The 22,109-nt window shown below is 55.4% G+C and carries 17 protein-coding genes; 2 read left to right on the top strand and 15 right to left on the bottom strand.

Annotated elements, in window-relative coordinates:
• Window positions 1-95 precede the first annotated feature (95 nt).
• The 5 genes from ACQE2I_RS15805 to ACQE2I_RS15785 all read right to left on the bottom strand — a co-directional run bounded on the left by ACQE2I_RS15805 (window position 96) and on the right by ACQE2I_RS15785 (window position 8,480).
• Window positions 96-1,454, bottom strand: a complete 1,359-nt coding sequence (locus tag ACQE2I_RS15805) for a TolC family outer membrane protein (RefSeq protein ID WP_427029008.1) — start codon at window positions 1,452-1,454, stop codon at window positions 96-98.
• Window positions 1,451-2,815: an HlyD family type I secretion periplasmic adaptor subunit gene (locus ACQE2I_RS15800; protein ID WP_427029007.1), complete on the bottom strand. Its 1,365-nt coding sequence runs from the start codon at window positions 2,813-2,815 to the stop codon at window positions 1,451-1,453. Before ACQE2I_RS15800 ends, ACQE2I_RS15805 begins: the two co-directional genes overlap by 4 nt.
• Entirely contained in the window at window positions 2,812-4,599 is a 1,788-nt protein-coding gene (locus ACQE2I_RS15795; protein WP_427029005.1) for a type I secretion system permease/ATPase, read from the bottom strand. The genes ACQE2I_RS15800 and ACQE2I_RS15795 overlap by 4 nt, the downstream gene beginning before the upstream one ends.
• A 233-nt stretch (window positions 4,600-4,832) precedes the next feature.
• Complete coding sequence (locus ACQE2I_RS15790) at window positions 4,833-5,402, bottom strand: heme acquisition protein HasA (RefSeq protein WP_427029004.1); 570 nt, start codon at window positions 5,400-5,402, stop codon at window positions 4,833-4,835.
• Window positions 5,403-5,540: 138 nt separating this feature from the next.
• On the bottom strand, window positions 5,541-8,480 hold the full coding sequence (locus ACQE2I_RS15785) for a TonB-dependent hemoglobin/transferrin/lactoferrin family receptor (RefSeq protein ID WP_427029002.1): 2,940 nt from the start codon (window positions 8,478-8,480) through the stop codon (window positions 5,541-5,543).
• A gap of 427 nt (window positions 8,481-8,907) precedes the next feature.
• Here ACQE2I_RS15785 and ACQE2I_RS15780 point away from each other — a divergent pair, with 427 nt between their 5' ends.
• Window positions 8,908-9,129: a hypothetical protein gene (locus tag ACQE2I_RS15780; protein WP_427029001.1), complete on the top strand. Its 222-nt coding sequence runs from the start codon at window positions 8,908-8,910 to the stop codon at window positions 9,127-9,129.
• A 369-nt stretch (window positions 9,130-9,498) separates the two neighbouring features.
• Here the strand turns inward: ACQE2I_RS15780 and ACQE2I_RS15775 are convergent, their stop codons facing one another.
• The 9 genes from ACQE2I_RS15775 to hemP all read right to left on the bottom strand — a co-directional run bounded on the left by ACQE2I_RS15775 (window position 9,499) and on the right by hemP (window position 17,795).
• Window positions 9,499-10,119, bottom strand: coding sequence for a biliverdin-producing heme oxygenase (locus tag ACQE2I_RS15775; protein ID WP_192535742.1), 621 nt, complete (start codon window positions 10,117-10,119; stop codon window positions 9,499-9,501).
• An 87-nt stretch (window positions 10,120-10,206) separates the two neighbouring features.
• Window positions 10,207-11,199: a FecR family protein gene (locus ACQE2I_RS15770; RefSeq protein WP_192535741.1), complete on the bottom strand. Its 993-nt coding sequence runs from the start codon at window positions 11,197-11,199 to the stop codon at window positions 10,207-10,209.
• On the bottom strand, window positions 11,192-11,773 hold the full coding sequence (locus ACQE2I_RS15765) for an RNA polymerase sigma factor (protein WP_192535740.1): 582 nt from the start codon (window positions 11,771-11,773) through the stop codon (window positions 11,192-11,194). Before ACQE2I_RS15765 ends, ACQE2I_RS15770 begins: the two co-directional genes overlap by 8 nt.
• 31 nt (window positions 11,774-11,804) lie before the next feature.
• Window positions 11,805-12,566, bottom strand: coding sequence for an ATP-binding cassette domain-containing protein (locus tag ACQE2I_RS15760; RefSeq protein WP_192535739.1), 762 nt, complete (start codon window positions 12,564-12,566; stop codon window positions 11,805-11,807).
• Entirely contained in the window at window positions 12,560-13,552 is a 993-nt protein-coding gene (locus ACQE2I_RS15755; protein ID WP_192535848.1) for a FecCD family ABC transporter permease, read from the bottom strand. The genes ACQE2I_RS15760 and ACQE2I_RS15755 overlap by 7 nt, the downstream gene beginning before the upstream one ends.
• Before the next feature lie 41 nt (window positions 13,553-13,593).
• Window positions 13,594-14,463 carry a heme/hemin ABC transporter substrate-binding protein gene (locus ACQE2I_RS15750; RefSeq protein ID WP_192535738.1) on the bottom strand — a complete coding sequence of 290 codons (870 nt, stop codon included), beginning with the start codon at window positions 14,461-14,463 and terminating at the stop codon, window positions 13,594-13,596.
• Entirely contained in the window at window positions 14,460-15,512 is a 1,053-nt protein-coding gene (locus ACQE2I_RS15745; RefSeq protein WP_192535737.1) for a ChuX/HutX family heme-like substrate-binding protein, read from the bottom strand. The genes ACQE2I_RS15750 and ACQE2I_RS15745 overlap by 4 nt, the downstream gene beginning before the upstream one ends.
• 31 nt (window positions 15,513-15,543) lie before the next feature.
• On the bottom strand, window positions 15,544-17,517 hold the full coding sequence (locus ACQE2I_RS15740; protein ID WP_427029000.1) for a TonB-dependent receptor domain-containing protein: 1,974 nt from the start codon (window positions 17,515-17,517) through the stop codon (window positions 15,544-15,546).
• Window positions 17,518-17,627: 110 nt separating this feature from the next.
• Window positions 17,628-17,795 (bottom strand): hemin uptake protein HemP, encoded by a 168-nt coding sequence (gene hemP, locus ACQE2I_RS15735; RefSeq protein WP_125752040.1) that lies wholly within the window; start codon window positions 17,793-17,795, stop codon window positions 17,628-17,630.
• A gap of 257 nt (window positions 17,796-18,052) precedes the next feature.
• On the opposite strand from hemP, the gene ACQE2I_RS15730 reads away from it, so the two are divergent.
• Window positions 18,053-18,826 (top strand): PhoX family protein, encoded by a 774-nt coding sequence (locus tag ACQE2I_RS15730; protein WP_318781450.1) that lies wholly within the window; start codon window positions 18,053-18,055, stop codon window positions 18,824-18,826.
• A 106-nt stretch (window positions 18,827-18,932) separates the two neighbouring features.
• On the opposite strand, the gene ACQE2I_RS15725 is transcribed toward ACQE2I_RS15730, so the two are convergent.
• Window positions 18,933-21,929, bottom strand: a complete 2,997-nt coding sequence (locus ACQE2I_RS15725) for a TonB-dependent hemoglobin/transferrin/lactoferrin family receptor (protein WP_427028999.1) — start codon at window positions 21,927-21,929, stop codon at window positions 18,933-18,935.
• Window positions 21,930-22,109: the final 180 nt, after the last annotated feature.

Below are 22,109 nucleotides of genomic sequence, written 5' to 3'. Positions count from 1 at the left end.
CTAGTCACATTCCTATGGGCCTTATCTCTGCACTTAAGTTATAAACGGCTGTGAGTAGAAATTACCTCATTATGCTGGTGAGTTTTAGGTTACTACTAAAAATAGCCAGCAACTTGGGAAATGTCCTCATCATTTAATACCCCTGCCTGCCAGCGTAGTGTTAGCCAAGCTAATAGATAGTCATAGCGGGCACGGGATAGGTCGCGTAGCGCCTCGAAACGTTCACGCTCGGCGTTTAGCACATCCAAATTGGTTCGTTCGCCACCCAGAAGACTTCGCCGTGTGGCTTCCAGGCGTTCTGTTGCAGCGTCTACCGTCTGCTGATAGGCCTCAATACGTTGTTGGCTGCTACGGCTTAAACGGTACTGGCGCTCAACGTCGTTCAGCAATTCTATTGTGGCGGCATCCAATTCATGGCGCGTCTGTGCATAGGTATTGTCTGCCTGACGGCTAGCCGCCACGACTCGGCCGCCTGAATAGAGCGGTAAGTTGACTTCCATGCCAATGCTATCAGTGTCGTAACGCTGACCAATGACGTTTTCAGAGTTGGAGTCAGAGAGCTGGCTGCGTGCATATAAGCGCACATTTGGCAGGTGTCCGGCGCGTTGCTGGTTCAGTTGGTGACGAGCAGCTTCCAGTAGGCTGCGCTGGGCGGCCAGCTCAGGGTTATGGGCTAGCGTGCGTTCGTGCCACTGCTCCAGTGATAACACGGAGTTTTCTTGAGTAGCTTGTAGATTGTGGGCTAGCCGGTCGGCCTGCAGTGGGGCGAGTGCACCGGGTGGGGCACCTGTGCCAGTCAGGGCGCGCAGCACATTGTGGGCATCACTCAAGCGGTCTTCGGCTTCAATCAGTTGGGCTTCCACCAAGCGTGTCTGGGCCGCAATCTCTAACTGGTCGGTACGGGTGCCCTCGCCATAATCAATAAAACGCTGGCTACGCTGGTGCTCTTCTTGCAGGGCGCGCAGGTGGGCTGTTGCCAGTTCGATATCGTCGTGGGCGTAAAGCACCCCCGTATAGGCCTGGAGAACTTCAACGGCTAGCGCCTGACGGGCGCGCTCAAGCGTCAGCTCAGCGGCTTGGGCCTGTGCTTTGCCAGCTTGATACTGGGCGAAAGCCGCCGCATCCAGCAAGGGCTGCGTTAGTGTGAAAGAAGAGGAGTAACTGGTGTAATCCATATCGTTTGTGGTCGCGCCGAGCGGTGTTTCCTGCCGCACTTCCGACCAGTTTTTAGCCCGTGAGTAGCGATAGTTGAGAGAGGGCAATAACGCTGATCGCCCTAGCGCTCGGGCCTGTTGCCCGGCTGCACTCTCGCTCTGTGCGGCCAGCCAGCCTGGATCATGCTGCTTGGCCAGTTCGTAGGCCTCACGGAAGTCCAGTGCGAACGCATTGAAAGAGCAGCAGAGGCAAGCCATCAACAACCAAGTGCGGTATCGCAGTAATGCAGTGCGAATCATGCATCCCCCCAAGCCGTGCGGGCGCGGTCAAGCAGTGGCTTAAACAGATAGTTGAGCAGCGTGCGTTCGCCAGTGCGCACAAAGGCTTCGACCGGCATACCCGCTTTGAGTGGTTGGCTGCCTAAGGGGGAGAGGTCATCGTTGGCTACTTCGATATACATCCGGTAATAAGGCAGCCCTGTCTGTTCATTGGTGAGCCGGTCGGCGGAAACCTGGCTGACAACCCCGGGTATGCGTGGTGTGCTGCTACGCTCGAAAGCGGTAAAGGCAAGCTCAACTGGCAGGCCCGCGTGCACTCGGTCAATCTGTTCAACGGGCAACTGGCCCTCCACCAATAAGGGTTCGCCTTGGGGGACAATTTCCATCAGTAAGGCACCGGGCTGGGCCACACCTCCTTCGGTATGCTGGGTTAGCCCCACCACCGTTCCTGAGCGAGGAGCGCGTATCTCGGCATGGGCCAAGTCAAACTCGGTGCTTGCCAGCTGGCTAGTTAGCTCCTGTGCACGTAAGCGTGCCTGGGACAGTAGCTCCTGCACGTCACGCTGGTACTCTTCATTGCGTTGGGTCAGGCGAAGCTGTAACTCATCAATCTGGCGTCGGGTCTGCTGCAACGTGCCGGTCTCTGTGGCAATGTTAGCCTGCAGCTGGGCATAGCTGTTTTCGATTTCCAGCAGCCGGTTGCGGGGAATATAACCGTCGGCAGCCAGCTCACGCAGGTTGTTGCGCTGCTCACCCAAGGCTGACAGGCGCCGCCGCTGTTGGGTCATCGAGGACTCTAGCCCCGCCACCCGGGCACGCTGACCATCAAGGTTGGCCTCGATCCCTGATATTTCAGCGGCCAGGGCATTACGCCGGCTGGTAAATAACTGGCGTTGCAATGCCAGCATGGTGCCGACATCCACATCGGCACTGCTCATCAGGTCAGAAGGCATGCTAATAGTGCTTAGTTGGTCACGCTCGGCCTCCAAGCGTGCTGTTTCTGCCAGTGATGATGCCCGCTGTAAGCGCAGTGCACGGGCTTGATGTTCCAACCGCGTGGTGTCCAGGCTGATCAGTGTCTGGCCTTCTGTCACTTGGTCTCCTTCACGTACCCACAGCCGCCCAATAACACCGCCGGTTGGATGCTCAACCGCCTGTCGATTGCCGGAGACAACCACTGTTGCGGGTACCGCGATACCATTATCCAGCGGTGCCCAGGCTGCCCAAGCCACAAACAGTGCTAAGCCTCCCAGTAGTAGCCAACTCCCTATGCGTAGTGGTCGTCGCTTACGGTGCATGGCGAGTGCTTGCCAGTCTGGTGTGGCTGTGGAGGTATGCGGTTTTGCAGCAGGCGGCGCCTGCGAGATATCGCGAAGGGTCATGCGCGCTGCTCCTGACGATTGATGGAAACATTGCCGTAGCTATAAGCGCCTTGCGCATACGGGGTGGCCATCGCGCCATTGGCAGGTGCCGCCGCTTGGCGGGCAGCGCTCAGGGCTTGCAAGATCTCTTCAGTGGGGCCGAGCTTCTGCAGGCGGCCTTCACGTAGTACTAGCAAGTGAGAGGTAGCTTTGAGTACCTGAGGGCGGTGGGTGATCAGCACCACCGTAACGTGGTGTTCGCGCAATCGCTGCAACGCTTCCAATAGTGCTTTTTCTCCGGCGTCATCAAGGTTTGCATTGGGTTCGTCCAAGACGACGAGCGCAGGGGGGCCGTAGAGCGCTCTGGCCAAGGCAATACGCTGGCGCTGCCCACCCGAAAGGCCGATTCCGCTATCTCCCAAGTAGGTGTCGTAGCCATTGGGGAGGGCCAGAATCAGTTCGTGTACGCCCGCGGTCTTGGCGGCCTCGACGACTGTATTGGGCTCTGGTTCGCTGAAACGGGCGATATTCTCTGCTACGGTACCGGCGAAAAGTTCGACATCCTGAGGCAGGTAGCCGATATGTGGTCCCAGCAACGCTTTGTTCCAACGTTGGATATCGGCACCATCTAACCGGACAGTACCGATCTTCGGCTTCCAAACGCCCACCAGTAGTTTAGCCAGAGTAGATTTGCCTGATCCCGAAGGCCCGATAACACCGAGCGCACTGCCTGCTTCCAATTGGAAGCCCACCTGAACCAGCGTGGGTGTTTTTCCGCCGGGCGGCATGGCGCTCACCGACTGCACATCAAGCTTGCCCAGCGGGGCAGGTAGGTCCATGCCTGATTGGCGGGCCGGGTGTGCTGTTAGCAGGTTACCCAAACGCTGGTAAGCCAGCCGTGTCGACGACCACTGCCGCCAGGCATTAATGACCTGGTCAATGGGGCTGAGTGCACGGCCCATCAGGATAGAGCCCGCGATCATCGTGCCAGGGCTGATCTGCCCGCCAATCGCTAGCCAAGCGCCCAACCCCAACACCAGTGACTGCAACGCAACACGCAGGCTCTTGGATATAGCGGTGACCAGGGCGGTACGCTCGCTGGCCAGCCCTTGCAGCGCAACAAAGCCATCGTGAAAATGCGACCAACGGCGGGTAAAGACCGACAGCATACCCATCGACTCGATGGCATCGGCATGGCGCAGTTGTGCTTCCGCCATGGCATTAGCTTGTACAGAAAGCACACCCGCTTCACGCAGCGGCGGCTGGGAAAGCCGTTCATTCAGCCACGCTAAGCCCACCAGTACCACGGCGCCCCCCAGCGCCAGGCAACCTATCCAGGGGTGGAACATAAACATCACCAGCAAATACAACGGGAACCAGGGAGCATCGAAGAACGCGAATACCGCACTGCCGGTGATAAATTGGCGCAGCGAGTCAAGGTCACGTGTAGCTTGCCCCGCCTGGGCAGCCTGGCCGCTTAAGCCGCGCTCGAAAGCGGCGGCGTAAACACGCTCCCTCAGTTGCTCATCAAACCGCTCGCCAATATGAATGACCGCCAGGCTGCGTATGTACTCCAAGGCACCCATTAATGCCAGCAGCCCCAGTGCCATGCCGGTTAGCATCACTAGCGTGGTGGTATTGCCGGAAGCCAGTACGCGATCATAGACTTGCAACATATACAGCGGCGGCACTAGCATCAGTAGGTTGATAACCGCACTGAACAGCCCTACCGAGCGCAGTGTGCCGCGATAGCGGCCGAGCGCTCGGTAGAGTTCGTTTCCGGGCTGGCGTTGGGAGGGGGTCATTGGCTATGTCCCTGAAAATAGACGTAACAAATCAACGAATCGCCATAGCAATTCGTCTCGAATTCGTTCTCTCATTAGTGCTTTTGTCACGTCTCTGCTTGACTTCTCGTCTCATCGGGCGAGAATGCCGAGGCACCGCGCCAAGGCATAAAGCCCATGACGCGGTGTTTGAACGTTGCGGCAAGGGGATTCCCCTTGCCTTTTTTATTAGCTATTTATAGCGATGGCGTTGCTCACGCAGCCAGAGCGAAATCGAATTCGCTGAACTCTTGAACGCCGGTTGCAGAAGCCGGAATGGCATCGCCAAGCAGACCAGCATCGTCCAGTACTGCTAGCAAGCCGCCCTGGCTAACTGAGCTGCTGCTGTCCCAACCCTCCACTGAGCCATTCATTAAGCCCCAAATTACGTCGTGGACCGCATTCTCTCGACCATCGGCAAGATCACCATCCAGCGGCGCGTTGAAGTCAAAAGTGATGAAGTCATCGGATACCGTGCCATCACTATTTAGGCCGCCTCCCAGCGTCAACCCAGTCAGGGTGCCGTGTAGCGTATGGCTGGGGAAGTCGTAAGTGATATCACCCGTTGCCGAGAAGGCAAAGTCACCTCCATTGAGGGCCATCGCATAGGTATCACCAGAGAAAGGATTGGATGAGAGGCTGCCATCTTCGTAGAAACCGCCAGTATTAGCAGGGTGTTCACCGTCGACACCGTCACTCTGGAAAGCCAGCAGCAAACTTTCTAGGCTACCTACTGCAAATTCACCAGGGAAGTTGTTTTCATCGTAAGTATAGGAAATAGACATTTTATATACTCCTTTCGTTTTACTTGATTAAGAGAGACTCGTCGGCCTATCCGGCGAGCTCTAACGGGCATTATCGCCATGCCCACTTCTCATACCCTAAAGGGATATGAGCCTTCAGCTACAGCAACCGCTATAGCATCAGAACTGCAACTCTATTCCTGCCATTGCTGTACGACCTGGCGCATAGGTGCGGGAGAAGATATCTGAGTATCCTGAGACGTAATTACGGTCACGTAGATTCTCGATGGAGGCGCGCATTAGTAGATGGTCATTGAAGCGGTAGCTTGCGTAGAGGTCCCAGGTAACGTAGCTGGGCCAGATGGCGTATTCGAAATCTTCTGGCTTGCCCTCGGCGCTGTAGTTGAGTCGGGTACCCATATCCAGCTTTTCGTCGAATAGGCGTGTACCGATTACCCAGCTTCCTCGGTCCATTGGCAAATTGCGGGCGCTGTTCATGCCATAGCCTGCCGCCTGGCCTCCAACCGCGCAGACCATCTGTTGATCAAGGAAACTTTCGTAAGAGTCGTAGCCGTTTTCGATCGCCATCTGATGCTCTGCTGTATAGTTGCCAGCCTCATCAGGCATATCAAACTGGGGTTGATGGCTGCCCAGTGGCCATCTTTCCTGGCAGAAACCTTGGTCACCGCCTAGCACGTGGGTGTAGTTCAGACGCGTGTACCAATTGCTGGCGTCGTAGTCGAGTTCCAGCTCGATGCCACGAAAATTCATGGGAAGGCGGTTATTGATGAACATGGTATTACCCAACCCAGCACCCGCCACTACGCCGGGCATTGCATTGGCCATGCTGGTAATTAGATAGTTATCTGCGCGGGTGTCGTAGTAGGTCACTTTGCTAAGGAAACGGTCATTGTCCGTCAGCAATCCCTGAAACACGGTATTAAAACCTACTTCCCAGCTGCGAGAGGTCTCGGGCTCTGCGTAGGGGTTAGGGGACATGATGGCGAAGGGGTCACTGGGATGGCTGCCCTCCATTAGTGCTTCGGTCAGTGCCGGTGGGCGCCAGGATTCACCCCAGCTCGTGAATAGCTCTAACCAGCTAGAGGGTCGATACGCTGCCTGCAGAGTCGGCAGCAGCTTGTCCTCGCGATTGTTAACTTCATATGCGTACAGCCCATGCTCCGAGTCATACCCAGGCGCATACTGACCACGATTAAAGATAAGATCATAGGTGCCAGCATCACGCATCCTTTGCTGGGCTGCCTCGTCGAACCTTTGGTCAAACTGTTCCTGACGGGTTAAGTAGGACCATTCCACTCCTGTAACGCGGGTATCGCCCTTGAGACGGTAGTAGTCGTAGCGTAGGCCACCGCCTAATGTCCATGTGTTATTTTCCCACACTAAATTGCCGAAGGCGCTGGCGATGCTGCGCTTTCCATTGGGCTGAAGCGTATTTTCGGATGTAGTGATGGCACTACCATGCCGGTCATATTCGGTACTGGAGTCTCCTCGGTCTTGGAAATATTCGATGCCGTGATTGAAGCGGAAGCCCTCAACATCACCTAATGAGAACCTTGATGTGTTTTCTAGGGCTAGGCCATAGGTATCGATGCTTGTTGTGACATTAGAGCCAAGCCCTGCTTCGCACTGCTTACGCCAGCTATCAGGAAAAGGCGTTGAGCATAGTCCGAGGTTCCAGGCGGTTTCCGTCATGTTGGTATCGCCCGCCATCACCGGACGCCCCTCCTGGGTATAGCGCTCGTTATCGGTGGAAACGCGATAAATTCTCGCGTCAAGGTCAACCAAGTTGGAGTCAGGGTTGAAGGTGTATTCCAGCCCGATGGATTGTGACGTCGCCTGGGCATCACCGCGTTTCTGCCATGCATCGCCGCCGTCAAGTACACTCCCATCGCCGGAGTTGACAATCCGGCGATCGGAGACGTTGTTATAGGAAATGTCGGTATCCAGGTAGGTGAACTGCAACGATTGTTCTGGTGTCAGGTGCCATCGAGCCTTGAATAAGTTGGAGCCCTGGGTCTGATCGCTGAACTTAACGCGGTCGACAGCCTGCTCACTATTGCGGCCCTCAATACCGTCTTGTACGCCAACAAGAAGCCAATCAAAGCTTTCCTTTCGGCGACCCGGCGAGTATTCGCCCAAGCTTCGCCGACTCCTCGCTGCCAGCAGTTCCAGCTGATCTCCAAAACGTGCCGCTATCGCGGCACTGCCAATAAAATTGACGCCATTACCTTCATTGCCTATCCCTGTATTGGCTCGTATACGAGCACCGACATTATTATCTTCCATGATGATGTCGTCATAGTTAAGGGTGCGGAAATTAGCACTGCCAGCAATGGCGCCTGCACCGTTTATGCTTGAACTGGGGCCTTTTTCGATGACCACTTCGCTCAGCAGCTCGGAGTCCACATACATGCTGCCATTGCGCTGCTGGTGGGCATTCTCGTTAAAGTTTTGACGCATACCATCGATCATCATATTGACGCGGCCAAAGTCCTGCATGCCACGAATATTGACCGAAAGCGCCGGGTCCTGAGTATTTACTGCGCTGTAGACACCCGGCGTCTCAAGCAACATGTCCGCCGCGTGACGTGGCGGTAAGCGATCAATCTGCTCGCGGCTGATCACACTGACCGAACGCGGTTCGTGATAGACCCAATCGTCACCTATACGGTCAGCCGATACCGTCAGAGTGCTAAAGGCTGTTTGGTTGCCCACTGTAAGCGAGGTTGCTGGCTCCAGCAGTTCCGCTGTTCTGCCATTGCGGTATGAAATGGTCAGTGACGAGTCGGCTAGCAGTGTGCGAAGTGCTTCATCGGCAGTCATTTCGCCGCGTAAGGCCGGTGCGGTACCGTTGATGGGCTGGCCATCCTGACGGACGACAGCAATCTGCGTGGTAGCGGTAAATTCACCCAGCGAGTAGAGCAGGTGCTGTTCGGGCAGGTCGAACGTGTAGCGCTGCTGCAAAGGATTTTGCTGCAGCGCCTTGGATGAGTTCGGTACAGAGGGCTGGGCCTGTGCCAATACCTGAGTTTGCGCGGCAAGCAGGCCCAGTATCACAGCGGCAGTGATTGGGGATCGGGAAAAAACCTTAAAATGCATTGAAATAAAGCTCCCTTGTTACGCTAATAATAATCGTTTGTATCTTAATTAACGATTGGGATGAGAATTTCCCTCATCTGAAATAAATTTTTTGCCAAATTATTTTGTGGGGCCGTGGTATGGGACGCGATGCGTGGCATGCCATGCATGCAGGTTTCCCTCTGGGCATACGAGCATGCGTTATATACCCCTCGTTCAACTTCGGGGTTAATCATAATCAATTGCAATTGATATTTGCTTATATTTGAGATTGTTTATATTTTATGGTGATCAAATCAAAGGCAGATTAGGTACATTCAAGGGGGGGATGGTATGGCTCAGGAAATCGAGTGGGATGATATCACCGTATGCCTCCCTCCCGGTATGAGGGAGCGGGCATGGTTCAGGCGTTTATCTTGGTGGAGGCTTCACCATAGACGGTATGCGAATGGGTGGCATGGGCGACGATATTTTTGTCATTCATGGCGGAAGTAATTGTATCGTTTTTAACGATGGTGGTTTTATAACTCCCAATGAAGAGGGTATAACACGAAAAGAAGTGCACGGGTTGGTGACTATTCATGAGTCCAAGGTGTTTAATTTCCGCAATTATGTGCCTTATCTCGGCGTACATTACCGCTTGGCTGCAAAAACTGAGTGCAACACCTGAGCATTTCGCTAAGGTGTTGCGCTCAGTTTCTGCAGCCGCCGTTTGTAGTTGAGCGAACTGCATCAGCAGGTTTGTTCGGCGGTCACGGCAATCGTCAATGCAACTGCGATCAGCACGCTATGCAGAAAAACGCCGCTTGCCAAGGCGATCATTAGCGAAATCCATACGCTAGGTGTTTCTGTCATTAGCCCATAGAGTGAGCCTAAACACCCGCTTATCAGTGAAATCATGAATAAGCTGGCTGCCCACCAGTTGAGCAACAGAGAGGCGGCAGGAAAGGCGTATACAAGCAATCTGGACGAGTGTCCCTGTAGAGTCTGGTTCACTAAAATTCCCCGTTATATCGTTTTAGTAACGCTTCTTTTGGCGTTATTTTTGGTTATTAGTTAGTACGTTAGAGGCCAGCGATTTAACGAAAGTAAAGGCCGCTCTGGCGCCGTTTAAGGCTTCGTTTGCCTGTTCTTCAGAGAGCGGGATGGCGTCTAGCTGTGCAGTGAAGCGGCGCCAGTGCAACCCACGTCCTGCATCGCTGGGGGCGAGGTGACGGGCACCAAAATTGATGGAGAGGTTAAGTTGGCTGGCGTATTTGAGCAGAAAAGCCGCACCCAGGTTCGAGCCTTCATTGACATAAAGCCAGCCAACCGCAGCCGCTTGAGATTCGATAGCGGGTACTGAGAGAGCATCGTCAGTCAAGTCATCGAGGTTGAGGGCAAGATCCTGGCAATCTCTGATCACTGCTTGGTAACGACTGCGCTCGGCCAGCCCTTCCAGCCAGTCGTTCAGCTCAGGCTGAAGATAAAGCACTTCAGTGTGACGTTGGAACTGATATTGAACCGTTAGAAATCTCTTGTAGCCTTCCAGGCTGGCAAAAGGGGCGAGTTCCATAATGGCTTTATCAACATGTTCATGAGCAGTATGGGTATCCAACTTTAGACGCTTGCTCAAGGGGAGAGTATTCGTCTCTCTTGAAGGGGAAAGAAGTGTTTCCATGAGTCGTTCTCTTTAGTGAGATGAATGAAATCAGGGACGTAAATGGAGGCGCAATCCCCGTGTGTGCGTGTAGTACCTATGAGTACTTCACCCCGTGCGTAGCCACAGTAAATCGCCGGGTAAGCGATGAACCTCAATGTCAGATACATGAGTCAAGGCTGAAAGCAGAGCCTCCGGCTGGTCGACAGGGAAGCTTCCGGAAAGACGTACGTCAGAAAAAGCGTGAGTATCGAGTAGTAGGCGGCCTGGTAGCATGCGTTCCAATTGAGCAACGATCTCACTCATTCCTGCGTCATCGAATACAACTCTTCCTTCCTTCCAGCCAAGTGCTACAGGCAGAGCTACCGGTGAGACAGGGCCAAGTTCGCCATTGATAAGTGCCACTTGCTTACCGCCACCCAACAGGGCTTGGTGTCCTTGACTGTCTGTAATGGCTACTTGCCCCTCTGCCACCGTCACGGTGACACTGTCAGTGCTATGCATCACAGCAAAGTGAGTACCGATAACCTTTATCGATGCTTCGCCAGCGGTAATGGTGAAGGGGAGCTGGGCATCTTGCGTAACATCAACCCATAATCGCCCGCGTCTTAGCGTTAGTCCTCTGTAGGTTTCGTCAAACTCAATGTCCAGCGCGCTATTCCCATCCAGTAAAAGAGACGAGCCGTCTGCCAGTAGAAGTTGTTTCATTTGCCCTGGTGTCGTGACGGCATCGGCTGTCAGTCGATCCCAGTTGGCTGGTTCACGCCATAGTTCAAGGCTCAACAGCAAGCCGAGCATGCATAGGGCAGCGACTGCCCATCCCCACGGTCGTTCATTCCGCCGTTTGGATGGCGTGGCAGACTGTTGAAGGTGAAACAGGCGAATGGGGGCTTCAATATCCTGCCAAAGCTGTTTCGCTTCTTGATACGCAAAGTGGTGAAGCGGGCTTTGTTGTAGCCACGCGTTGAACGCCTGTTGATCATGTTGGGTGACGCTTGCATCCTTGAGTTTAAGATACCAAGCGATGGCATCATCCATGGTGGCGTCATCTATTGCAGGCGATGGCGCTGGCTGGCTCAAAGGTTCGTTTGGTTTAGTCACGGTCTAACCCTTCCTGGGAACGTGGCCTGTTGTTATTAATACAACGAGTGGACTGAATGTTTTCCTCATTGATTGATTGTTTTTTCCATTTACGACACTGGCGCATCGCGTGCATCATGTCTTTTTCAACCGTGCTAACAGAAATGCCCAAGCGCTCGGCAATAGCCTGATAGGTCTCACCGCTAATTCGATTGAGTAGGAATACGCGTTTAGTTCTGGGGGGAAGGGTATTTAATTGATCGATTAGTTTCTGCCACTGTTGAGTCTTATGAGCAATTTGTTCTGGACTTGGCTCCTGAGGGGGCTCATCAATAGTGGCATTAAATTCTTGAGTTTGATGACGCTTACGCACCCCTTGGGATCGTAAATAGTCCAGCGCTAGGTTGTGCGCCGTGCGGTGTAGCAAGCCAGCAGTATCTGTTTCTTTAGAGGGGCGTTGCCACAGCTTAACAAAGGTGTCTTGTGCCAGATCCTCTGCAACACTAGTGCTACCAACAACCTGCTTGATACGTTTTATAAGACGATGCCGCTCGTTAAGAAACATGCGAAGCAGAGCAGAAGAAGTTTTGGTCATGCGAGGCTTGCTCATCTCATTAATAAAAAAATCACGGCGCAAGGGTAATAAGAGGAGCCAACGCCATGTCGCTTTGGATGCAGTAAAGTTCCGCTCCATACACCTTGGCGATGGTCGTAGTCTTTAAAACGTGTCGGGGTTTACCATGCGCTATACGCTGTCCCTTTTGCAGTAACCAAACGCAGTCGGCGTAAGTGCCGGCCAGGTTCAGGTCATGTAGGACGCATACGATGGCCATATGATGCCGTGTGGCCCAAGTGCGTAGTTGACGCATTAGCCGCTGCTGCTGGCCGATATCCAAGGCGCTGGTGGGTTCATCCAGCAGAAGCAGGCCGCCATCCCTGGCAGCGTCTGAGCGCCGCGAGAGTAACTGGCAGGCGCCGCGGGCGATCATCACTCGCTGGCGCTCGCCGCCCGAAAGCGAGAGTACGCTGCGCTTGGCGAGCGGGACGAGGTCCAGGTCATCGAGTAGTTCGGCGATGAGTGCTTTATCGGGGTTGCTCCCCAGACACACCAGTTCTTCCACTCGCCAATCGAAGCCGACAGGCTCCTGCTGAGCGACAAGCGCACGACGGTTGGCGAGCGCGGTGATCTCCCATTTATGTAGCAAGTGGTCATCCAACTGTACGGTGCCCTGCTCGCAGCGGCGATAGCCTGACAGCATGCTGAGCAGCGTGCTCTTGCCTGCGCCATTAGGCCCTACAATCGCGAGCAGTTCGCCTGGATGGATCTCACCATTCATGGGCGCTAGTGCGGGAATTGAGGTTAGCCCCGCGTGATGCAGGGTCAGCATGACGGGCTCCGGCGCATAAGCAGATACAGAAAGTAGGGCCCGCCCAAAAGGCTCGTTAGCAGCCCGACCGGGATCTCGGCAGGAGCGGCTACCGTGCGCGCCAAGGTATCGGCGACCACTAATAACAAAGCACCGCCCAGCATTGAGGCAGGCAGGAGTAACCTGTGTCCGGGCCCTAGCCAAAGCCGTAGGCAGTGGGGAACCAGCAGGCCAAGAAAGCCAATGACACCGGTGAGGGCTACGCACAGCCCGACGCCAAGTGAGGTGGCCACGACAATGCGGCGTTTGAGGCGGTTGGCGTCCAGCCCCGCCGCATGGGCCGTGGTTTCGCCTAGTTGAAGCAGGTCAAGCTCGCTGGCGCTGCGCATTAGCATCCATAGTGCCAAGCTAATCAGTACCAAGGCGATAGCGGTGGTTCGCCATAAGGCATGGGTTAGCGTGCCCATGCCCCACAGGCTCAGTTGGCGCAGCTGTTCATCGCTGGCGATAAACGCAAGGACGCCACCTGCAGCGCCGGCCAGAGTGTTAATCGCCAGGCCCGCTAGCAGCAGGGTCATAACGGCGGCACTCCCACCCTGACGTTTGGCCAAGCCAAACACGATGACACATACGCTCAGCGCGCCCAAAAAGCCAGCAGCAAACTGGCCGTAAAGGCTGTTGACGGCGCTATCCTGAAAAATAACGATCCATAGCGCCACAAATAGCCCGGCACCGCTGGCAAGGCCGAGCAGCGTTGGGTCGGCTAAAGGATTACGAAATAGCCCCTGCATGGCAGCGCCGCTGCCCGCAAGCATGGCGCCTACGACAACCCCCAGCAGCAAGCGCGGTAAGCGCAGCTGCCACCAAACCTGTGTGCTGAGTGTATCGGCATTGCCGCTTAGCAGTGCCCATGGGGAGAGCCCTAACGCTCCCGACGCCGCGCCCCATGCCAAGGCAAGTAATAGCGCAAGCGTTAGACCGATAAGGACTCGTGGGGCGCGCCCCATCGGTTGCATCGTACGCTGACGATAAGCCGTTAAGCTGACCATTACGGCGCAGCCAGTGCAGTGGGCGAGGCGTTGAGCAGCGCTTCAACATCCTGGCGTAAGGCTAACAGCTGGTCGGGCGCCCGTGGCCCAAAGCCCAGCAGTGCCTGATCATCGATAACGATTAACCGCTGCGCTTGGCCTGCCGGAGTAAGTGCCATACCGGGTAATTGCCATAAGGCCGTTGGGCCGCCCATGGCGTCTAAACCGCGCGCTGACATAATGATCAGCTCAGGCGCCTCGCGCACCAACGCCTCGGCGCCAACACTGTGGTAGCCCTCCATCGCTGCAAAGGCGTTTTCCAGCCCGACGGCTTCAAGTGCCGTATGCGCCGCAGTTTGGCGACCAGCGGCGCGCGGCGTTAAGCCGCTATGCTGGAGAATAAACATCGCCCGGGTTGAAGGTAAGGGGGGCAAGTCGGCCAGGTATTCAAGCTTGTCAGTCAAGGTTTGCGCTAAAGCGTTGGCTTGTTCACGCCGGTCAGTGTAGCTACCCACCGCGCGAACCTTTTCAGCAATGGCCGCTAGCGTAGCGGGTGCGCTAACCACATCCAGCGTAACGCCGACAGCGTCCAACTGTTCAAGCACTTCTTTAGGGCCAGCATGCTGATTGGCAAGGATGCGGTCAGGCTGAACCGACAGTACGCTTTCGGCCGAGAGCTGGCGCAAATAACCCACAGAGGGCAGCGCTGTCAGGGGCTCAGGATAAAGAACGGTATCGTCGCGGGCGACCAGATTGATGTCAGCCTTCAAGGCTGAAAGCGTTTCAGCAATATCGCCACCCAGCACAACCCAGCGTTCGCTGGCGCTCGTTTCCAGGCTGAAAAACAGCGCAAGCAAAACGCCGGAGAGCAGTCGAACAGGCTGCTTCATGCCACGGCCTCACGCTGATTAAGCTCATTCAATAGCTGCCGCCAGGCGCTGGATTCGGGATTGCCCTCTCGGCGCTCGGCGTATATTTGCAGGACTAATGCGCCTTGTGCGTCAAACGCTTCAATGCTGGTGACGCCTCCGTCACGATTGGGTTTAGACACTTGCCACACCTGATCAATGGCGGTGTCGTCCAAGTGCAGGGTAAAGCTATCGCCAAACAGATTCAGCCAACCCCGTGCGCGCTGGGGCGTGGGCAGCGTGCCCGTGCGGATTTGTACGCAGCCGGGACTGGCGACAAACAGCATGAGCGGCAAGGCGTATTGGCTTGCCTGATGAAACAGGTTTTCCAGTATGTTAGCCGGTAGCGCCCGGGTGTAGTGGCCCTCCATCAGCTGGTTGGCCTCAATACGCTCCAGACGATGGCGCTGCAGCAGGGCGAAAAATTGGTGCACATCGCGCATCGCCGCCCATTCGCTGGCGAGTGTCGGCGCTTCAGGAAGCGCACGCTTTAAGCGAGGCACGCTTTGGGTAAACGCAGGAGTATCTAGGGTGCCTAGAGCGGCTAATGCGCCCCATGGGCGGGGCAGCGGATTTTCCAGCGCAAAGCTTTTGTGAATGGCGCAGCCATGCTGATTGAAAATTTGCAGGCTCCAGCGCCACTGGCCTTGCTCGTTCTCCGTGGGCATGGGGTCACGAATTAGGCAAGCCCAGTGCCAGTGGGAGTACAGCAACCGTAAATCTAGGCCGCCTGGGTCAAGCAGCAAGCCGGTTTGCGGCCCGCCGTCCAGGTCAGGGTAATCACCGGTTTGCTCAAGCACGGCTAAACGGGAGCGGGTAAGCGCTTTGACTCGGCCTAACAGAGGGAGGCGAGACGCAAGGTCTTTCGGCGCGAGGGGCAGCGTCCATACGTCACGGCCTAAGCGCGCGGCCTGAAGTTCGCCTTCACTAATTGATAAGCGCTCGGCAATATCAATCGCTGGCAGGCGAGGCTGTGCCGCTCGTGCTGCGTCAAAGGCTTCGAGAATTGCGATCTGCTGGGACTCAATCATACGTCACCTCTAGGCTTAACATTGCAAGGAGTTACCACTGCCAGTTGAGGGTGGCGAACAGGCTACGTCCGTCGCCCAGACTGCCATCGGGGCGATACCACACTTTGTCGCCGAGGTTGGCGAGGCGCAGCGCGGTATCAATAGCGGGGGTGATTTGCCAAGCAAGGTGGATATCGTGCAGCCCATAGCCTGGCAGGCGTTCATCGTCGCCCTGTTTGTCGAACGCCTGGGCAAAGCGGCCTTGCCAGCCGATCCGTACAGCGTTGTTATAAAGCGCAACATCACTGCCCAGGGTCATTTCCAGCGGTGTTTGGCTACCCAGAGCCTCACCACTATCGCGATCTTTGCCGGATACCTCTGAAAGACCTACAAAGCTGGTTAGTAGCGGGAATGCGCTAGGCTGCCAAGTAAGGCGGGCGTCATAGCCCCATAGCTGGGCACGCTGCACGTTTACGGCCTGAGTGGTGCCCGCCATGATATCGACCTGGGTGTCGATGAAGTCGTCTGCACGAGTGTCAAAGTAGCTGGCGCGCGCCTGCCAGTCGCCTTGGTGCCATACCACACCGCTTTCCCAGGTGCGGCTGGTTTCAGGCGACAGGTTCGGGTTGGGAATCCAGTAGTTGTCGGGCGTGCAGAAAGATGGCCCAGCGCAGAACCCGGCAAAGTGACGCTCGTTGGCGTAAAGCTCGGAAAGGCTGGGGGCGCGGAAGGCTTCGGCGTAGCCGGAGAACAGCATTAAGGTGTCATCGGGTCGCCAGGCAAGACGAAAGCGCGGCGACACTTGGTCGTGCACGCTGTCGGCATCGTTTTTACCACTGGCATCATAGCGGTCATAGCGCGCGCCAATGCCAACGTCAAACTGCCCCGCACCGCCCTCAGCTAAATAGCGGCCCGCGGTAAGGGTGGTGTCAAGATAGGCTGACTGAGTATCGATATCAGCCTTCGGGAAACCATTCGCTTCACCGTTAGGCCGTTGGCGGGCCTGCTCCAGTTCAGCGCCAAACACCAGTGTTTGTGAAAGCCAGCCATGGTCGATGCTGTGATAGCCATCGCTTTGCAGGCCGACTCGCTCAAGGGTACGGTTAGCCTGTGGTTCGTCGATATCCTGTTGGCTAAAGGTAAGCTGAGAGGTGATTTCAGTGGCCCCACTCGGTTGCCAGCGCTGGCCAAGTTGTACGTTATTACTCTCAACATCACGGTCGCGTAATGGGTTGCTAGCGTTGGTTGATAGCTGCTGCGGATTAGCGGGTTGGGTGGCGCGCTCATCATAGTGCTGCCAGCTAATAAACACCCGCTGCTCATCGCTTGGTTCCCAGCCGCCTTTCAAAAGCAGGCTATTGAGGCTGGCATCTTCTATTGCTTCATCACCGCCCGCGCGACGAATATCGCCGGACTCGCTGCGGCCCACCGAAAATAGCCCATCCACTTGCCCATTAGCTGTATCGCGACGGCCAAATGCCGTTAGGTTGCCGCGTAGCTCGTCGTTCGCTGTTGCCCCGCCTAGGGAAAGACGTGCACCGCTATCGTCACCTGGGGCTAATAGATCGCTGGCCTCGACGCTGGTAAAGCTAACAACGCCGCCCATGGCATTGCTACCGTACAGGCTGGAAAGCGAACCACGGGCAATCTGCACTTCTTGAATCAGCGCTGGGTCGAGGAAGAAGTTGCCCACATGGCCGGTGGAAATATCCTGGCGAACGCCGTCCAAACGCACCAGGACACCATTGCTGCCGAAGCCACGCATACTCAGTGTTTGACCGTTACGGCGCCCTTGGCCAGCCACATGCAGGCCAGGCTGGCGGCTCAGTACGTCTTCAACGCGACTCGCGGTGGCAAGCGTTGCGTCTTGGCGGTCGATGATGTCGATAATCAGCGGTGCGCGGGACAGGTCCGTCGGTGCGCGGGTACCGGTGACTGTTAGCGGGGCTAAGTCTGAGTCGTTGGCGTTGGCAGGCAAAAGAGGGAGTAAGGTAAGGCAAAAGCCTAACGTGTGAGTTGGTTTCATGGGCCAGACAGTTCCAGCAGAAAGTGATGGATAATGTTGCTGGCTGGGTGCGATGGGCTACCTGGCTGGCTAAAAGGGTTAGTAGTAGGTACGTGATTATTTAAAAAGGCTTACGCCGTTAAGATCAGCTTGCCGCTTTTCGTGCGGCGCAGCACATAGCGTCGCTGTTCATGGTGAATAACCAACTGACCGTCTTGATCAAGCAGCGCCTGACTTGTCACTTCGCGAGATGCGCTAGGCGAGCTTTCTGGCGGAATGTCTTTTTTTCTGGGCTGCATGAGAGGCTGTTTCCTGTGCTAATGATAACTATTAGCATTAATTTAGCAGATTTGGCTACCTCTCACAACCATCACTCCCAACCTTACCTAACCACTGTGCAGATGCTAAACCAGCCCGTTTTAAAAGGTGGGGAATAGCTTGCGAATGAGCGTTCACCTAACAGTAGAGTTCTCGTCATTACCCTGTCATTTAAATTGATTAGTGTCCTCTTAACATAAAACTAGCGCGTGTTAACCGTGACGAGAGGAGTGTTGTTATGAGCAAGGAAATTGAAGATCATCGCCTGTTTAACCAGAGCAGCAACCAGCCGTTTGCGGATGTGTTAGCGCAGCATGTTTCTCGGCGAGCGGTAATGCGGGGCGGCTTAGGCTTGGCTGCAGCTTCAATGCTTGGCTTTGGCGGCGCCGCCCAAGCACTGGCTTCAAACGGGGCGCAAAAAACGCCGTTGACGCTGGCGTTTGAGGCAGTTCAAGGATCGCTAACAGATGCTGTCGTAGTGCCTGAAGGCTATGTTGCCCAAGTGCTGGTGCCGTGGGGCACACCGTTGAACGCTGGTGACAGCTGGCAGTCCGACCAGCCAATGACTGCCGAGCGCCAAGCCGCGAGTGTGGGTATGAACCACGATGGAATGGCTGGCTTTGCTCTTGATGCCGATAACGCCTCACGGCGCTTTGTGCTGGTGCTCAACAACGAATATATCGAACAAGATGCGCTGTGGGCTCCTCAAGGTGGCCCCACTGATGCTGAAGGCAAGCGCCCCGCCGAAGAGTCGCGTACTGAAATCAACGCTCACGGTGTCACTATTGTGGAAGTTGAGAAAGACGCTAACGGACACTGGTCGCATGTGCTTGGCTCCCGCTATAACCGCCGTCTTACCAGCGCGACGGTGATGGACATTGCAGGCCCAGTGGCAGGCAGTGACTATGTGAAAACGCGTTTCTCCCCAGCGGGTACGCAAACCCGTGGCACCAATAACAACTGTGGTAATGGGTTAACGCCCTGGGGTACTTATTCAATCTCCTTTATATAACAATGTTGGCCTTGAGGCCGTGAGTTGGCAGGCAAGGTGAGTTACCTGCCCTGTATGCCCGCTTGGCGGGCATATTCGTTAACAGCACAATCGCGCTGCCATTAAATTAAAAACGCAGTTCTGCCCCGGCCATTAGGGTGCGGCCCGCCCCGTAACTCTTGGAGAAAATATCCGAGTAGCCGGTGACGTAGTTGCGATCACGCACGTTAAGCATGGTGGCGCGTAGTAGCAGGTTAGGGTTGACTTGGTAGCTGGCAAACAGATCCCAGGTGACGTAGCTGGGCCATAGGTCGAAGTCGAAATCTTCTGGCCCGCCTGCGGCGCTATAGTTAAGGCGTGTGCCCACATCCAGGCGCTGGTCGAACCAGCGGGTGCCGAATACCAGACTGCCGCGATCCATCGGCAACTGACGGGCGCTGTTCATACCGATCACGTCGATACCGCAATAGGTCAGGTCATCTCGCATGGCCTCATAAGAGTCGTAGCCAGCCTCGATGGCTTCGTAGTGAGCGTCAGAGTAGTTGCCGTTCTCATCCGGTATATCTTCGCGGATATTACCGCTGCCCAATGGATAGATCTTCTGGCAGAACTGATTATCGCTACCCAGTACATGGGTATAATTGGCCTGGGTGTACCAACGTTCGGCGTCGTAATCGATCTCCAGCTCCAAGCCACGGAAGTTCATCGGTAGCAGGTTGGGCACGAACATGGTGTGGCCCAGCCCCCCTTGCTGCCCTGGCATCACGTTAACCATGGAGGTGATCAGGTAGTTGTCCACCCGGGTGTCGTAGTAGGAGAGCTTGCTGAAGAAGCGATCCCCACTTTTAAACAGGTCCTGGGCGGTAAAGTTGGCGCCAACATCCCAACTGCGTGAGGTTTCCGGCTGGGCGTGGGGATTAGGGAACATCACCGCGAAGGGGTCGCCGGGGTGGCTGCCCTGCATTAGTGTTTCTGTGAGTGCGGGTGGCCGCCAGCCGCGGCCCCAATTAGCAAATAGCTCGACGTTCTCATTGGGGCGATAGGCTGCGGATAATGTAGGCAGCAACTTATCCATGCTGTTATCGACGTCGTAATCTTGCATCACAGTGTCCGATAACCAAGTAGGTTCGTAACGCCAATGTGTCTCATAGTTGGGGAGAGTGGTTGGGTCGTTGGCGTAGCCTTCAAAAGCAGCAAGGCTATCGCAAGCCATCTGTATCGAGCGCTCACTTGAACCGGGGGAGGGGTTATGACAATTTCTGGTTCGACTTGCCAACTGATTCTCTGCGTACCGCGAAGCCCTGGCATAGCGGTCATAGTAAGTCCACTCTACTCCAGGCAACTTTGTTGATCCCTTAAGCTTGTAGTAGTCGTAGCGAAGCCCTGCCGCCAGGGTAAAGGCCTCATTTTCCCACTGTAAGTTACCAAAGGCGCTGGCAATGCTGCGTTCGCCGTTGGGCTGCATGGTGTTGTCGTTAGCGCCAAACTGACGGCCACCGCGCTCTTGCGTCGTCGTCGATTCGCCTTTATCGATAAAGTATTCGATCCCGTGGTTAGAGGAAAAGCCATCCATTCCTCCCAGTGAAAAGCGCGCTGTATTCTCCAGTGTAAAGCCGTAGGTATCGATTTGAGTGCGGTTATTGTTATCCAGACCCGCCCGGCAGGCGTTGTAGTACATATCCTGAACCGGATTGGTCTCGCAGACGCCTATCATCCAGGCCAGCTCGGTCATGTTGGTGCCACCCTGAACCACAGGCCGGCCAGCTTCGGTATAACGCTGCCCTTCTGTTGAAACGAAGTAGGCGTTAGCCTCCAGGTTAAGCAGAGGGGAGGAGGGGTTAAGGTTATAGCGCAGGCTGACCGAATCGGAGGTGGTATTGGCATCGCCAAAGCGGCGCCAGGCATTATCGCCGTCGACTACCTCTCCGGCTCGTAAGACCTGCCGGTCAGAGACGTTGTTGTAAGAAAGTTCGGTGCCTAAGTAGGAAAACGTTAGCGACTGATCGTCATCGATATGAAAACGCGCTTTGAACAGGTTCGAGTCTTGCTCGTTGTCGGTAAACCGAACGCGCTCTACATCTTGCTGGAGTTCTTGGTGAAATTGGTCCTGCACGCCGACTGTCAAGAAATCGTAATTAGGGCGCCGACGGCCAGGCGCATATTCGCCGAAATTACGGTTGCTGCGTGCCGCCAGTAGTTCCCAGCGATCGCCAAGGCGCCCGGCCACAGCCGCGCTACCAATAAAGTTGACTCCATTGCCTTCGCCACCTACGCCGGTCATGCCGCGTAAGCGCACGCCGATATCTTTACCCGGTAAAAGAACATCATCTACATCGATGGTGCGGAAGTTGGCGCTACCGGCGATGGCACCTGCACCATGTACACCCGTGCTGGCGCCTTTCTCGATCACCACATCCGACAATAGTTCTGAGTCAACATACATCGTGCCGTTGCGCTGCTGGTGACCGTTATCGTTGAAATTCTGGCGCATGCCGTCAACCATCATGTTGACGCGTCCGAAATCCTGCATGCCGCGGATATTAACCGACAGTCCTGGGTCCTGGGCATTGACCGCACTGTAGACACCCGGGGTCTCCTGCAACATATCGGCGGCATGGCGAGGCGGCGTTCGATCAATCTGTTCCCGGCTGATAACACTCACTGCGCGCGGTTCGTGATATACCCAATCGTCACCTATACGCTCAGCCGATACGGTCAGGGTGCTAAAGGCCGTTTGGTTGCCCACGGTAAGCGAGGTTGCTGGCTCCAGCAGCTCGGCGGTTCTGCCATTACGGTATGAAATAGTTAGTGAGGAGTCGGCTAGCAGTGTGCGAAGTGCTTCATCGGCTGTCATTTCGCCGCGTAAGGCAGGTGCGGTACCGTCGATAGGTTGACCATCCTGGCGAACGACGGAAATCTGGGTAGTCGCTGTGAACTCGCCCAACGAGTAGAGCAGATGCTGCTCGGGAAGGTCGAACGTATAGAGCTGCTGAAAGGGAGTCTGCTGTGGCGCATCGACTGAGTTTTGCGCAGAGGGCTGGGCCTGTACCTGAGTTTGAGTGGCAAGCAGGCCCAGCATCACAGCGGCGGTGATTGACGATCGGGGGAAAACCTTTAAGTGCATTGAGATAACGCTCCTTTTTTCGCTAATAAGAATCATCTTTATAATCATTAACGTTTGTGGGGGCGGTTTCCATCATGAAAAAACAGTTTTTAGATAAATATTTCTAAAACTTAGTGGTGTGTATGGCTCACGTTAGGTGGTTCGGCTATTACGCAAATGGTTAATGCGAGTACGATCACC

Source organism: Halomonas sp. H2 (assembly GCF_050215315.1).
GTDB lineage: Bacteria > Pseudomonadota > Gammaproteobacteria > Pseudomonadales > Halomonadaceae > Vreelandella.
Note: the sequence above shows the minus strand (reverse complement) of the source record. Positions and strands in the feature narration are given on the sequence as shown.

Bases quoted from the DNA above. Each gene is read 5' to 3' on its own strand.
- ACQE2I_RS15730 (WP_318781450.1), top strand. From the start codon at position 18,053: ATGAGCAAGGAAATTGAAGATCATCGCCTGTTTAACCAGAGCAGCAAC.
- ACQE2I_RS15805 (WP_427029008.1), bottom strand. From the start codon at position 1,454: ATGATTCGCACTGCATTACTGCGATACCGCACTTGGTTGTTGATGGCT.
- ACQE2I_RS15750 (WP_192535738.1), bottom strand. From the start codon at position 14,463: ATGAAGCAGCCTGTTCGACTGCTCTCCGGCGTTTTGCTTGCGCTGTTT.
- ACQE2I_RS15765 (WP_192535740.1), bottom strand. From the start codon at position 11,773: ATGACCAAAACTTCTTCTGCTCTGCTTCGCATGTTTCTTAACGAGCGG.
- ACQE2I_RS15785 (WP_427029002.1), bottom strand. From the start codon at position 8,480: ATGCATTTTAAGGTTTTTTCCCGATCCCCAATCACTGCCGCTGTGATA.
- ACQE2I_RS15725 (WP_427028999.1), bottom strand. From the start codon at position 21,929: ATGCACTTAAAGGTTTTCCCCCGATCGTCAATCACCGCCGCTGTGATG.
- ACQE2I_RS15800 (WP_427029007.1), bottom strand. From the start codon at position 2,815: ATGACCCTTCGCGATATCTCGCAGGCGCCGCCTGCTGCAAAACCGCAT.
- ACQE2I_RS15775 (WP_192535742.1), bottom strand. From the start codon at position 10,119: ATGGAAACACTTCTTTCCCCTTCAAGAGAGACGAATACTCTCCCCTTG.
- ACQE2I_RS15755 (WP_192535848.1), bottom strand. From the start codon at position 13,552: ATGGGGCGCGCCCCACGAGTCCTTATCGGTCTAACGCTTGCGCTATTA.
- ACQE2I_RS15790 (WP_427029004.1), bottom strand. From the start codon at position 5,402: ATGTCTATTTCCTATACTTACGATGAAAACAACTTCCCTGGTGAATTT.
- ACQE2I_RS15740 (WP_427029000.1), bottom strand. From the start codon at position 17,517: ATGAAACCAACTCACACGTTAGGCTTTTGCCTTACCTTACTCCCTCTT.
- ACQE2I_RS15795 (WP_427029005.1), bottom strand. From the start codon at position 4,599: ATGACCCCCTCCCAACGCCAGCCCGGAAACGAACTCTACCGAGCGCTC.
- ACQE2I_RS15745 (WP_192535737.1), bottom strand. From the start codon at position 15,512: ATGATTGAGTCCCAGCAGATCGCAATTCTCGAAGCCTTTGACGCAGCA.
- hemP (WP_125752040.1), bottom strand. From the start codon at position 17,795: ATGCAGCCCAGAAAAAAAGACATTCCGCCAGAAAGCTCGCCTAGCGCA.
- ACQE2I_RS15780 (WP_427029001.1), top strand. From the start codon at position 8,908: ATGGGTGGCATGGGCGACGATATTTTTGTCATTCATGGCGGAAGTAAT.
- ACQE2I_RS15760 (WP_192535739.1), bottom strand. From the start codon at position 12,566: ATGCTGACCCTGCATCACGCGGGGCTAACCTCAATTCCCGCACTAGCG.